Genomic DNA, 12,799 nt, shown 5'->3' on the forward strand with positions numbered 1-12,799 from the left:
TATTTTATGTCAAATATAGAATCCACTTTTTTAAAACAACAGAATATACCTATAGTTCTAGCCTCACAATCACCTGCAAGACTTGAATTACTAAAAAGAATCAAGGTATTTCCTACACAAATTATTCCCGCTAATATAAATGAAACAGAGTACTTACGAGAGTTACCAAACCAGTTGGTAACAAGATTAGCACAGGAAAAAGCCGAGGTTGTTGCCAAAAAAATAAGTGGTGAAGCTATAATTATAGCAGCTGATACTGTTGTGGTTCACGGTAGAAAAATACTACCCAAGGCTCTAACAAGTGAAGATGTTAGATATTGCCTTAATATTTTATCTGGAAGGCGTCATAGGGTTTATACAGGTATCTGTATAATAAAAAAGACTCTCGAACAAGTTCTGCTGCGACAAAAATTAGTGCAAACCATAGTCAAGTTTAAAAGATTGAGCCAGCAAGAGATAGAATTTTACTGTAGCCTAGATGAAGGAATCAACAAAGCAGGCGGCTGCGGAATTCATGGGTATGCCGAAGCCTTTGTTCCTAGCATATATGGATCTTACTCAAATATTATGGGATTACCACTACTGGAAACCATGCATATGCTTACTTCTTTAGGTTTTAAAAATATACCTCTTAAATAACCTGAATTCGATATAATATACTCAAATGATTTGAAGAAACTGAGAAAAAGCTGAGTTTAAACTTTATCAAGCCAATCAGAAAAACAACTAGCTTTGTCAAAAATTGGAAAATTAAAATATTAATCATAGTATAACAATGAATCATATTTATACTAATCTTACTGCCAGTATATCAGAATTTAAGAAAAGTCCTACAGCATTGCTTGCTAAGTCTAGTGGTGAGCCTATTGCTTTATTGAATCATAATAAACCAACGGCTTATTATGTTCCAGCTGAACTATACGAACAAATGGTTGCAATATTAGATGATAGAGATTTACTTAAACTTGCTGAAGAAAGACTAAAAGAAAAGAAAGAAGCTATAGCAGTTGATCTAAATGATTTATAAACTTTCATGTACACAAGTACAAAGTCTCAAAAACACTTAAAAGCCTCTATATATTATGCATTGCCGCCTTTATGTAATTCTTCATCATCGAAATCTATTGTTGCTTTAGCAGCATGCATTATAATGTTAAAATATGAAAAACAGAATTTTAATAAATAATGCTCTGTTATTATGTCAGTTGCTAAAAAATTATCAAATTTATCTTTTTCAGTATTGGTAGTATGCAATATATTTTCTTGAATATAAAGCCTATTAATCAGCTTAGCTTCTAATAAAGTAGTAATTACCACCCAAGTTACGAAATAACAAATATTACCAAATATACTGTCATCGATGATTAGATTGATAGGGCTATTATAATTATTTTGTTTGCTTACTGTATAAATTAATTCGCGAAGTATACTGTCATCGTATTTATTTGGTGCGTCGATAATTTTTATTATTGTAAAATTATTTTCCTTACAAAAATTGATCAAAGATTGCCTTGTGAGTTCAAAACGGGCATGTGATGAATATAATAAGATAATGGCTTGTTGGTTGTTCATATGCGACCCCTTCCCTAATGTTTTAATAATTAAGAGTTTTGATCGCCAAAGATAAAATGATAAAAGAAAATTTTATAGGTTATACATATCTTGGCGATCGGGGAGTTCGAAAAACCTTTAAGAGACAGTTACGATAGCCTTTAGGCTTGAAGTTTACACCCCAAGCCTTGAACATAGCTAGCATCTCCCCGACCATGGCAAATCGGAAGAGCATCATTTTATCGGTTGATGCTTACCGCTCTTAAATGGAGGTTTCGACACCCCAAAGTAACTTTGCAGTTACTTCATTTTTAATTTTAAACTACAGTTAGCAAAAGTCAATAATAAGTTTTTTTAATTATATCTTACGGTAATTTCTGAACCAACATCATTTACTGCAGGTGAAACTGTCAAGTGGCAACGATATTTAAACAAACAACATACGGGGAATTTTAAAGCAAACAGAAAAAGCTGAAGGAACTGCCCAATTTGTTTGGGAAAGTAGTAGTGAGCTAGGTTTTGGTTACCTTAGTTGATCTAAATGATTTATAAACTTTCATGTACACAAGTACAAAGTCTCAAAAACACTTAAAAGCCTCTATATATTATGCATTGCCGCCTTTATGTAATTCTTCATCATCGAAATCTATTGTTGCTTTAGCAGCATGCATTATAATGTTAAAATATGAAAAACAGAATTTTAATAAATAATGCTCTGTTATTATGTCAGTTGCTAAAAAATTATCAAATTTATCTTTTTCAGTATTGGTAGTATGCAATATATTTTCTTGAATATAAAGCCTATTAATCAGCTTAGCTTCTAATAAAGTAGTAATTACCACCCAAGTTACGAAATAACAAATATTACCAAATATACTGTCATCGATGATTAGATTGATAGGGCTATTATAATTATTTTGTTTGCTTACTGTATAAATTAATTCGCGAAGTATATTGTCATCGTATTTATTTGGTGCGTCGATAATTTTTATTATTGTAAAATTATTTTCCTTACAAAAATTGATCAAAGATTGCCTTGTGAGTTCAAAACGGGCATGTGATGAATATAATAAGATAATGGCTTGTTGGTTGTTCATATGCGACCCCTTCCCTAATGTTTTAATAATTAAGAGTTTTGATCGCCAAAGATAAAATGATAAAAGAAAATTTTATAGGTTATACATATCTTGGCGATCGGGGAGTTCGAAAAACCGCTTTAGAACAGTTACGATAGCCTTTAGGCTTAAGGTATAAACCTTAAGCCTTGAACATAGCTAGCATCTCCCCGACCATGAGATCGAGGAACATCATTTTTGGATGATGACTACCATCTAAAGTTAAGGGTTTCGACACCCCAAAGTAACTTTGCAGTTACTTCATTTTTAATTTTAAACTACAGTTAGCAAAAGTCAATAATAAGTTTTTTTAATTATATCTTACGGTAATTTCTGAACCAACATCATTTACTGCAGGTGAAACTGTCAAGTGGCAACGATATTTAAACTCGATAATCAAGTTTTTCCTTAACCGTCATTGCGAGAAGCCGCTGCAAGCGGCGACGTGGCAATCCAAGATACGCGAAGCGTTACTCTAAAAAAACAGCTTCGCTGTTTACCTAGATCGCCACGGCATCTAAAGACCCTTGCTATGACGATTATAGAAAAATGTACTATGGTGTATATTATTCATCCTTATATACTCCCCACAATACTGTTTTAGGTAGCCATCCAGTATAATTCTTGCAGCACACCTGACAATAATCTTGTTTGCATTTATTAAGTAGGCAACGGACATAATTACTTACTCTTGCAACAATTTTATGTTGATCATTAGCTACTTGAGTCAGAGCTACTAATTCAGGACTTACCACAATCACCGATCTTTTACCCGACAATACACTTGAATGTACCCAGCCTCCTTCTCCTTTTATATCACGAATTTGCCTCCATTGTTCATATTCTGCAATAATTTCTACTGGTTCACCTTTTTTAACAAATACCCATTCTATAGGTGTTTTTATCGAAGGACCAACTCTAGCATTTACCTCATTAGCCTTTATTGAGGCAAATCTAGGTATCGGCAATTTCTGATTATCAGCTATCGTTAGTAAAGGTGTAATGGTCAAGATTATAATCACAAGATATGACTGTTGCTTTAGTAACTTGATTGCCATGGTTATTCTTAATCATTCTCTTCTAATTCACGCAAAGCATCATCTCGTTTAGCTATTACATAATTACCTGATCTAAATTGCCCTTTGATACGATTTATTTCATATTCACTAAGACCAATAAATTTTAAAATTGTTCCACCAAGCTGTAACCCCGTCTCATAATTCTCTGGTATGATTGTTGTTGCTCCAGCATCATAAAATTCTCTAGCCTTCTCTAGATTCTTTAATCTTACAATAACTTCAAGATCTGGAAAATGACTTGAAATTGTTCGAAGAGATTTTTTGATAGTAACACTATTATTCATTGTAAGTACTAGAGTTAGAATCCTTTCTGCTCCCACAGCTTTTAGCGTATCAATCTGTGATACATCTCCTTTAAAAACTGGAAAGCCATTAGCTGTTTCTGCTTTTACAATCTCGTCATTAACATCTAGTGCTATATAATTGATTCCTTCAGCTTCCAATACTAATGCTACCATTCTACCAACACTACCAAAACCGGCAATTATTATATGGTTTGTTAAATCTCTTGCTCCAAGTTCTATAATTTGTATTGGAGTCTTGCCAAGTTGTTTATCAAGTCTTTCAGCAAGTTTTCTTCCTAAAATTGCCAGTAATGGAGTTAGTGCCATAGTACATGTCACCACTAATAACAGAACATTAGCCGTACTCTCTCTAATAACCTGAGTTTCTTTACCAAGACCGAATAAGATAAAAGCAAATTCTCCACCTTGTGATAATAATAAACCTGCATGCAAGGCTACTCCTTTATTAAAACCAAATAAAATGCAAGAGGCGGCAATAATTAGTGTTTTTACTACAATCAAGGCAATAGAACAAGTTAGTATAATTGATATTTGAGCGTATATTTCTTGAGCGTCAATATTCATTCCAACGCTCATAAAAAATAGCCCTAGCAATAAGCTTTTGAAAGGGTATATACTTTCTTCAGCTTGCAACCGAAATTCTGTCTCTGCAACCAAAACACCTGCAACAAAAGCTCCTAAAGCAAGCGATAAACCAAAATATTCCGTGGCCCAAGCTGCAGAGAGAACTACCAATAGAGTCATGGAAATTGGTAGTTCGTTTATATCGCCATTGTCCGATGAAATTAACCCAAATAAAGGTCTTAGTAATACTCTACCTGCAACAAATATTGCAAGTAGTGCTATGATAGCCTTAAGCAAAGCTGTTCCTAGAGCTATCGCTAACGAATCTTTACTATTGCTAGCAAATAGTGGTACCATAACTAGCAATGGCACAACTGCTAAATCTTGTAACAACAAGATAGCTAGGGATATACGACCTAGTTGAGTTGATTGGCTACGGCTTTCCTCAATAACTTGCATAACAAGGGCAGTTGAGGATAAAGCAAGACCACCTCCAATAATAATTGCAGCACTACTATTACCGCTGATTAGTACAACAGCGGCAGCAATCACTATAGCTGTAGTTAACACTTGTAGTGAGCCAAGACCAAATACATACCGCCTCATTACCTTTAATCTTTCAAAAGATAATTCTAAACCTATAGCAAAAAGTAAAAAAACTACTCCTAATTCTCCTAGTAATTTTGTTTGATCATATGTTACAATCTTGAATCCATGGTCTCCAATTACCGCTCCTGCAATTAAATAACCCAAAACTGGGCTTAGATTAAGGCGTTTAAGTATTGCTACAACAAATACAGCTGTTCCTATTAAAATTATAATATTGATAAGAATATGCTCTTCCATTTACACCTTTTCCCTAGAAGTATTAATACATTATTTTTTAAATACACTAAGTAATTTTCAGTAAAAAATCTAATATTTTTAATTTATTTTTTGCTCCACATCTCTTCCAACTTAAAATACTCTCTAGTTTCTGGATAGAAAATATTAACTAATACATTTCCAGCATCTATTAATACCCATTCAGATGTTCCAAGTCCTTCAATATTAGTATCGATATTAACTTGATGTTTTAACTCTAAAGCTAAATATTCAGCAATTGCTCCAACATTTTTAGTTGAACGCCCGCTTGCAAAAATAATATATTCAGCTAATGTAGTTTTTTGTCTTATATCTATTACTACTATATCTTCTGCTTTTTTTTCTTCTAAACATTTAACCATAAACTCTTTCAATAGTTCAGTATTTTCTATCATAATTATCTCCAATTGCTAAAGTAACCTGAGTTTACTATACTATTTCACTCTCTTATTTGCCAACACCCAACTACTATCCAAATAATCATTACCATACTTATGCAAATATTCCTGATATTTACCTTTAAAATCAGTGATAGTTCGGTGGGATAGAGCAATAACCCTTGTGGCTATGTTGCTAGCAAAATCTCGATCATGAGTTACTAATATTAGAGTTCCTTGGTAGTTAATTAGAGCTTTTTTTAACATATCCTTAGATTCAATATCTAAGTGATTAGTTGGCTCATCTAATACCAATATATTACTTTCTTCCAATATAATTTTTGCTAGTAATAAACGTGCTCCTTCTCCTCCACTCAAATTTAAAATATTCTTAGTTACTTCATCTTTACGGAATAATAATTGACCTAATATAGTACGCAGAGTATTATCATTCTCAGTAGGTATTTGGTTGGATAACCAATCAATAACACTCATACTTTCATTTAGTAATTCATGATGATCCTGAGCAAAATAGGAAATTTGAGTTTCATATCCCCATTCATAACTTCCTAAATCAGCAGAAATTTTATTAATAAGAATCTTAAGCAAAGTGGATTTACCAATACCATTTGGACCAATAATAACAATTTTTTCTCCACGCGAGACAGTAAAATTCACATTATTTAATATTTTTTTATCCTCGTAGCTTTTAGAAATACCCTGAACTTTTAGTGCTAATTTTCCAGATGGTCTTTTTTGCTTAAAATTAAAATATGGACTAACACGCGAACTTCTTTGGATGTCAGGTAATTCCATTTTTTCTATTTGTTTCTCTCGGGATGCAGCCTGTCTAGCTCTACTAGACAACGCTCTAAACCGGTCAACGAAACTCTGCATAACAGCAATTTTTTTCTCTAAATGAGAGAATTCTTTAAGCTTTTGTTCGGTAACCAACTGTTTATCACGAACAAAAATATCATAATTACCAGTATAAATCTTGATAGTACCATAATCTATATCAAGAATATGTGAAGAAATATTATTAAGAAAAACAAGATCGTGTGAAATAAATACCAAAGCACCTTTGAATTTCTGTTTTAGGTAATTTTCTAGCCAATAAATTGAGACTATATCAAGATGATTTGTTGGCTCATCAAGTAACAATATATCAGGATTATTGAATAAACTTTGTGCTAGTAACACCCTAAGTTTATAGCCACCGGATAAAACGGATAAAGGTTGATAATGATATTTTTCTTGTATTCCTAAACCAAGCAGTAACTCAACTGCAAAAATTTCTGATATATATCCATCATTGTCAGCTATAATTTGTTCCAACTCACCTAATCGATAACCGATTTCCTCATCACATTGATCAATTGCTAATAATTTTTCTTTTTCTTGCAGTGCTTGCCATAATTCACTTCTACCGGCAATAACGGTATTAATAATTGAAGTATTTTCATAAAGAAATTGATCCTGCTTTAAACATCCTATACGTGCATTTTTGACACAGGTAAATTCTCCGATACTAGCCTCTTCCTCTTGAAGCAAAATCTTAAAGAACGTAGATTTACCAGCACCATTTGCTCCAACAAGCCCATACCTATTACCTTTCTTAATATGCAAGCTCACATCAGTAAATAATATTTTTGCACCATAGCTCATGGCCAAATTAGTTGTAATAATCATAAGGTATTATCAGGTAATATTGTACCATTTTTTAACTGCAGCTTAACTTGTTTAAGTGATCTTGGGCTTGCATCAATTACTTCAAGTTCAACCTGCTGCTCAATATCAATTTTAGTACCAACCAAAGGGACATTACCTACTTTTGCTAAGACTAAACCACCAATTGTATCAAATTCATCATTCTGAAGTTTTAGTTTCACACCTAGAGCTGATTCGAGATCCTCAACTTTCACTCGAGCATTTGATAAAATAGTATTATTATTGATAATTCTGAAACTATCATTATCCGATTTCTTATCATGCTCATCATCTATTCTGCCAACTATCTCCTCCATAATATCTTCCATGGTTACAATACCGTCAGTTCCACCATATTCATCCACAACTATCGAGATCTGTACACAATCTCTTCGCATTTTTGCTAGTAAATCTATCAATTTCATTGAAGGAGCAGAAATGATAGGTTTACGAATTATTTTTTTTAGCTGCAACTCTTGATTTGTAATAAGTTGCTTAGTAATAAGTATCTTGAATAAATCTTTTATATGAATAAAGCCTACTATATTATCCAAAGTTTCATCATAAACTAATGTTCTAGTATTAGGTATTTTGCTATTAAGCATTTGGCTTAACTCATCTATACTGGCAGTTAATTTTACTGCCTTAATATCAGATCTAGGGATCATTACATCTTCTACAGTTTTATGACCAAATTGCAGAAGATTCATAAAAATCTTTTTTTCTTCTAACGTCATTTTTTTACTGTTAGATTTTAGCTTTTTAATTGCATCATAAAAATTATCCTCTAGCTTCTCTTTAGAAAACAGCCGAGAGAAAAAAGATTTAAGTGTAACAATTTTTGAAGAATTTTTCAGCATATCCCTTTTAGAATGAATAGATGCAAGGTTTTCTTTTTTCAAAGAAGTGAACAAAAGCTAATATGGGGAAGCAATAGCAAAACTCTTTAATATCTCTACTTCTAAATTTTCCATAATATCTGCTTCCTCGTTATCTTGGTGATCAAAGCCTAGTAAGTGCAAAATACTATGTACCAAAAGATGGATAAAATGATCTCCAAAGGCTTTATTTTGACTTATAGCTTCACTTTGAATTATTTCATAGCCAAAAGCTATGTCCCCCAAATACATATAATGTACATTAGGAGTAAATTCAAGTAAATGCCGAAAGTCTAATTCTATATCAGGAAATGATAGTACATTTGTAGCTTTTGCTTTGCCACGAAATTGGCTATTCAAATTTAACATTTCATTATTATTAGTCAGTAATATTGCTAACTCAAACTCTGCAACTCCCTTGAAATTTTTATATTTACTCAGTATAGCACCAACAACCTTCTTCACTAATAGTTTATTGATAAATTTTTGATTTTTCCAATCTTGACAAGCTCGAATAATCTCTACATTGATTTTCATGATATAGTTTCTTAGCTGAAAATGCTCAATAATATTATATAACAATATCCTGCAGATAATACTAAAAATTTTTCTTAGTGATAGCATTAGTTTGTGGTATCTTATTATAATTTATAATAATTATTCTATAATTAAAAGCTACTTAAAGTAATGAAAATATATTTATGATAAAAATAGGCAATATTCAACTACCTCATTCGGTGATATTAGCTCCAATGTCTGGGGTCACTGACCTACCATTTAGAAAATTAGTACGAAAATTTGGTGCAGGTTTGGTAGTCTCTGAAATGGTAGCAAGTAGGGCAATGATTATTGAAACAAGGCAATCTTTGCAAAGATGTGCAATCATTCAAGACGACGCTACTGGTTCATGTGTACAGATTGCTGGATGTGAACCTGATATAATAGCAGAATCAGCTAAAACGATTGAGGATATGGGAACCAAGATTATTGATTTAAACTTTGGTTGCCCAGCTAAAAAAGTAGTAAATGGCTATTCTGGTTCGGCTTTAATGCGAGATGAGAAATTAGCGGCAAAAATTTTAGAGACTACGGTCAAAGCGGTAAAAATCCCAGTAACTTTAAAAATGCGTACTGGCTGGGATGATCAAACTAAGAATGCACCAAATTTGGCAAAAATAGCCTATGATGCTGGTATACAAATGATTACCATCCATGGTAGAACAAGATGTCAGTTTTATTCTGGTCAAGCAGATTGGGAGTTTATAAGGCAAGTTAAGGATGCGGTAAAGATTCCAGTTATCGCTAATGGAGATATTACCTCCTTATCTAAAGCCAAGGAATGCTTACAAAAATCAGGTGCTGATGGCATAATGGTTGGTCGGGGAGTATATGGTAGACCATGGTTTATTTCTCAAATAGCCCATTATCTTGAAACAGGAGAAGAACTCCCCTCCCCTTCCATGGCAGAACAGTTAGAGGTTATACTAAGCCATTATGATGCCATGCTAGAATATTACGGAAACGATACTGGCGTTCAGTTAGCTAGAAAACATATAGGTTGGTATAGTAGTGGTTTAGCAAACTCAGCTGAATTTAGAGGAGGGGTTAATATGATGACTGATCCAATTCAAGTTAAAGAAAAGATTATGGAATTTTATGAAAAATTCTTTTAATATAGTGACCCCAAAACTTTAATACTACCTGACAGAACCAACTGCTCTAGGACGGCTATTGTTCCTAATAGCAGGAGGAGATGCAGTAGGACGAGATGGATAGGTATTTATTGATTCTCTAATGGTATTAGCTTTTTGCTTGGCTTGCTCAAGGTCTATTGTTTTTGCATGAGCTTGGCGTAATGTTGTTCCTATGTTTTTAGATTCTTCAGCACTAAGAATTGCCTTACCTTTTGCCATGTTAATTAAATTATCCACAACGAAAACTCCACAATCTTTATCATTTGGTTGTTGCTCAGTCTGTAAATCTACTATTTTAGCATCAGGACAAACTTCTTTAAGCATATCTACTAAATCCGCTCTTGTATATATATCTGTTCCCTTAGGATCATTATAGGTAAACACTATAGCCCCCTCCTGGTCTTTAGTGATTGCTAAACTAACCCAATGTTCGTGTCCAGTATTAAGGGGTATAATAACCGCTTCTTTGTTATCTACTATTAAATCACTATACACAGCTTTATAAAGAGTGTCCTTTAATAAACTTTCTTCTCCTATAGAAGCATGATTAACAATAGAAACCTTTGTTTGATCTACAGACGCTTTTAATAGGTTGCCAATATCATCTTCGTTATATAAATAATCTAGTTTAGTTAATTTGCTACCTTCAGACAATGAATGTTCTACATTATTTTGTCTAGTTGATACCTCCCTTTCATCTGCCACTTGCTGAAGAGCACTGGTAATTCTTTTAGCATTTTCTTGTTTATACTCATTTAAATTTTCTTGCATATCCTTAATAGTTAAGCTATTGATTCCAAGAACAGCTTCCCTTTGCTTAACTTCAGCAACAATGTCAGCCTTTTTCCCATGACCTTGAGCTAATGGGATACAACCATTAGTAAAATTTTCAACCGAGCCTCCTTGGGTTACAACATATTTAGCTTGTTTAGCAATATTCTGAAGCTTTAATGGATCAGATAGGTCAAAATATATATCAACAGGGTTTATTTCTGTTATATTAAGATCTTTCTTGAATTGTTGAGATAATTGTGACACGTAATGCTCTAGTTTTTTAGCACCACCAATTTTATCTTTTAAGATTTCTTCAACTTCTAGCTTAATACCTGATTGTTGATCTTGGTCATTGATGCCAAATTTGGTCGTAATAATATTAGCCACATCATCTACAGATGCAGGATTGCTGACTACTATAACTCTAGTATTTCTACCTAGTTCTTTTGCAGCAAGTATAACTTCAGTCAATCTTTCTTTATTAGGCAGTTTCCCCGACACTAATATATTAGGAGGTCTTTTTAGAATTTCCGACTCTACTAAATTTGTAACTGGGATATATGGAATGTAAGAAGCTCTTTTTTGTTCTACATGCCTATGAGTTACCGCATTATCTCGGTCGTTATCATTTGTAAAAAACACGTGATTGGCTTGTGTAAGAAGAGGTGGCCAGTAGTTATAATATGGCAAAGTTTGATTATATGCATTATAATTACTAAAGGTAAAACAAGTTTGAATACCTGATTTTTTTAATGCTGCTAAATCATTTATATCAACTATAGGTTTTCCCATGTTGGAATTATATTGAATATTAAGTATAGGCGTTTCTCCTTGTTTAACTTCGTGCAATATTTCAATTATTATATTATCTTTATTTAGTTTGCCATTTTGAATGTTATATTTAAGCTCCCTAGTTGGTATGTTTAAGTAAGAATTAGCCAATATAATATTGTGCTGAGTCTTTTGACCTACATGACCATTAATATTAAATAACCTTACCTTATTTTCTTTTTTACCTGTTTTTGCCATATATACTCCAAAGTCCTCAATATCTAATTGACTATCATCTTAAACAAAAAAACAAATCTATACAAATCAATTATATCTCTAAACCAGTATTGATGCATTTTACAGATATAGTTGCATAATAATCTCACCCCCTTTAATAATATACTATATTTAAGCCTGCACTAATATATTATTTAATTGGTAGAGGAATGGTTAGATGGTAATAGTAATGCCTATGGAAATAATTAGGTAAAAATAATGCATTGGCATGATGTTGACGAAATTGCTATAAGTTTAGAAAAAAATTATTCCGATGAGGATATATCTGAATTAACACTAAAAGATCTTGAGGACTTAATAAAATCATTAAGTGATTTTGATGACCACGAAATTGAAACAAATAAAGAAGTGTTAAAAGAAATTCTCGAAGCTTGGAAAGAGATTAAAGATAGTAATTTTGAAGATTAATATATACTCTTTTGCTTTGAAGAAGAGCTATCACAAATACTTGCGAAGAATGTACGTATTTGTACCTCATGTAGTTCATCTATAGCTAACCTAAAGTAAGGTCTATCTAGATACTCTAATAGATAGACCTTACTTTAGGTTAGCTATAGAATCTAAATAATTTACAGAAATAACTTGATTTTTTTGGGGAGATAGGGCATTATCTGCGTTAAATTGAAAGAAGGGGCGGTTAGCTCAGTTGGTAGAGCATCCCGTTTACACCGGGACGGTCGGCAGTTCGAATCTGTCATCGCCCACCATATATCTCTCGGATTTCAGGGTTTTTATCATTGCAATAAAAAGTCTGTATTCCCGTCGCATGCCGTTTTTTCACTAAAGTTACCGGAATACGAGTATAAAAAATTTCTCTCTT

General features: G+C 32.8%; 13 protein-coding genes and 1 tRNA gene. 5 read left to right on the forward strand and 9 right to left on the reverse strand.

What is annotated here, in order from left to right; all coding sequences use genetic code 11:
• Positions 1-6: 6 nt before the first annotated feature.
• Together ACFEL2_RS07985 and ACFEL2_RS07990 are read left to right on the forward strand one after the other, a co-directional pair.
• Positions 7-639, forward strand: coding sequence for a Maf family protein (locus tag ACFEL2_RS07985; RefSeq protein ID WP_341751571.1), 633 nt, complete (start codon positions 7-9; stop codon positions 637-639).
• A gap of 136 nt (positions 640-775) precedes the next feature.
• Positions 776-1,027, forward strand: a complete 252-nt coding sequence (locus ACFEL2_RS07990) for a type II toxin-antitoxin system Phd/YefM family antitoxin (RefSeq protein WP_341751570.1) — start codon at positions 776-778, stop codon at positions 1,025-1,027.
• 53 nt (positions 1,028-1,080) lie between these two features.
• Here ACFEL2_RS07990 and ACFEL2_RS07995 read toward each other — a convergent pair whose 3' ends face one another.
• From ACFEL2_RS07995 to ybeY, 8 genes are all read right to left on the reverse strand, one after another.
• Entirely contained in the window at positions 1,081-1,572 is a 492-nt protein-coding gene (locus tag ACFEL2_RS07995; RefSeq protein WP_375331946.1) for a hypothetical protein, read from the reverse strand.
• Between the two features lie 584 nt (positions 1,573-2,156).
• Positions 2,157-2,648: a hypothetical protein gene (locus ACFEL2_RS08000; RefSeq protein WP_341751569.1), complete on the reverse strand. Its 492-nt coding sequence runs from the start codon at positions 2,646-2,648 to the stop codon at positions 2,157-2,159.
• A 584-nt stretch (positions 2,649-3,232) separates the two neighbouring features.
• Positions 3,233-3,724 carry an SH3 domain-containing protein gene (locus tag ACFEL2_RS08005; RefSeq protein ID WP_341751567.1) on the reverse strand — a complete coding sequence of 164 codons (492 nt, stop codon included), beginning with the start codon at positions 3,722-3,724 and terminating at the stop codon, positions 3,233-3,235.
• A gap of 8 nt (positions 3,725-3,732) precedes the next feature.
• On the reverse strand, positions 3,733-5,460 hold the full coding sequence (locus ACFEL2_RS08010; protein ID WP_341751566.1) for a cation:proton antiporter: 1,728 nt from the start codon (positions 5,458-5,460) through the stop codon (positions 3,733-3,735).
• Positions 5,461-5,543: 83 nt separating this feature from the next.
• A complete protein-coding gene (gene rsfS, locus ACFEL2_RS08015) occupies positions 5,544-5,873 on the reverse strand; it encodes a ribosome silencing factor (protein ID WP_341751565.1) in 330 nt (109 codons plus the stop codon).
• A 39-nt stretch (positions 5,874-5,912) separates the two neighbouring features.
• Complete coding sequence (locus ACFEL2_RS08020; RefSeq protein WP_375331947.1) at positions 5,913-7,547, reverse strand: ABC-F family ATP-binding cassette domain-containing protein; 1,635 nt, start codon at positions 7,545-7,547, stop codon at positions 5,913-5,915.
• Positions 7,544-8,479 carry a hemolysin family protein gene (locus ACFEL2_RS08025; RefSeq protein WP_341751563.1) on the reverse strand — a complete coding sequence of 312 codons (936 nt, stop codon included), beginning with the start codon at positions 8,477-8,479 and terminating at the stop codon, positions 7,544-7,546. Before ACFEL2_RS08025 ends, ACFEL2_RS08020 begins: the two co-directional genes overlap by 4 nt.
• Before the next feature lie 3 nt (positions 8,480-8,482).
• Positions 8,483-8,980 (reverse strand): rRNA maturation RNase YbeY, encoded by a 498-nt coding sequence (gene ybeY, locus ACFEL2_RS08030; RefSeq protein ID WP_341751562.1) that lies wholly within the window; start codon positions 8,978-8,980, stop codon positions 8,483-8,485.
• 164 nt (positions 8,981-9,144) lie between these two features.
• On the opposite strand from ybeY, the gene dusB reads away from it, so the two are divergent.
• Positions 9,145-10,116 carry a tRNA dihydrouridine synthase DusB gene (gene dusB, locus ACFEL2_RS08035; RefSeq protein ID WP_375331948.1) on the forward strand — a complete coding sequence of 324 codons (972 nt, stop codon included), beginning with the start codon at positions 9,145-9,147 and terminating at the stop codon, positions 10,114-10,116.
• Positions 10,117-10,140: 24 nt separating this feature from the next.
• Here the strand turns inward: dusB and ACFEL2_RS08040 are convergent, their stop codons facing one another.
• Positions 10,141-11,940, reverse strand: coding sequence for a Ulp1 family isopeptidase (locus ACFEL2_RS08040; protein ID WP_375331949.1), 1,800 nt, complete (start codon positions 11,938-11,940; stop codon positions 10,141-10,143).
• A gap of 237 nt (positions 11,941-12,177) precedes the next feature.
• Between ACFEL2_RS08040 and iscX the strand changes: the two genes are divergently transcribed.
• Together iscX and ACFEL2_RS08050 are read left to right on the forward strand one after the other, a co-directional pair.
• Complete coding sequence (gene iscX, locus ACFEL2_RS08045; protein ID WP_341747867.1) at positions 12,178-12,387, forward strand: Fe-S cluster assembly protein IscX; 210 nt, start codon at positions 12,178-12,180, stop codon at positions 12,385-12,387.
• Positions 12,388-12,610: 223 nt separating this feature from the next.
• Positions 12,611-12,686 (forward strand) — tRNA-Val (locus ACFEL2_RS08050).
• Positions 12,687-12,799 lie beyond the last annotated feature (113 nt).

Source organism: Candidatus Tisiphia endosymbiont of Temnostethus pusillus (assembly GCF_964264675.1).
Classification (GTDB): Bacteria; Pseudomonadota; Alphaproteobacteria; order Rickettsiales; family Rickettsiaceae; genus Tisiphia.

What these genes read in the sequence shown, in the direction of transcription:
- ACFEL2_RS08000 (WP_341751569.1), bottom strand. Translation starts at nt 2,648, where the DNA reads ATGAACAACCAACAAGCCATTATCTTATTATATTCATCACATGCCCGT.
- rsfS (WP_341751565.1), bottom strand. Translation starts at nt 5,873, where the DNA reads ATGATAGAAAATACTGAACTATTGAAAGAGTTTATGGTTAAATGTTTA.
- ACFEL2_RS07985 (WP_341751571.1), top strand. Translation starts at nt 7, where the DNA reads ATGTCAAATATAGAATCCACTTTTTTAAAACAACAGAATATACCTATA.
- ACFEL2_RS08010 (WP_341751566.1), bottom strand. Translation starts at nt 5,460, where the DNA reads ATGGAAGAGCATATTCTTATCAATATTATAATTTTAATAGGAACAGCT.
- ybeY (WP_341751562.1), bottom strand. Translation starts at nt 8,980, where the DNA reads ATGAAAATCAATGTAGAGATTATTCGAGCTTGTCAAGATTGGAAAAAT.
- dusB (WP_375331948.1), top strand. Translation starts at nt 9,145, where the DNA reads ATGATAAAAATAGGCAATATTCAACTACCTCATTCGGTGATATTAGCT.
- ACFEL2_RS07990 (WP_341751570.1), top strand. Translation starts at nt 776, where the DNA reads ATGAATCATATTTATACTAATCTTACTGCCAGTATATCAGAATTTAAG.
- ACFEL2_RS08040 (WP_375331949.1), bottom strand. Translation starts at nt 11,940, where the DNA reads ATGGCAAAAACAGGTAAAAAAGAAAATAAGGTAAGGTTATTTAATATT.
- ACFEL2_RS07995 (WP_375331946.1), bottom strand. Translation starts at nt 1,572, where the DNA reads ATGAACAACCAACAAGCCATTATCTTATTATATTCATCACATGCCCGT.
- ACFEL2_RS08005 (WP_341751567.1), bottom strand. Translation starts at nt 3,724, where the DNA reads ATGGCAATCAAGTTACTAAAGCAACAGTCATATCTTGTGATTATAATC.
- iscX (WP_341747867.1), top strand. Translation starts at nt 12,178, where the DNA reads ATGCATTGGCATGATGTTGACGAAATTGCTATAAGTTTAGAAAAAAAT.
- ACFEL2_RS08020 (WP_375331947.1), bottom strand. Translation starts at nt 7,547, where the DNA reads ATGATTATTACAACTAATTTGGCCATGAGCTATGGTGCAAAAATATTA.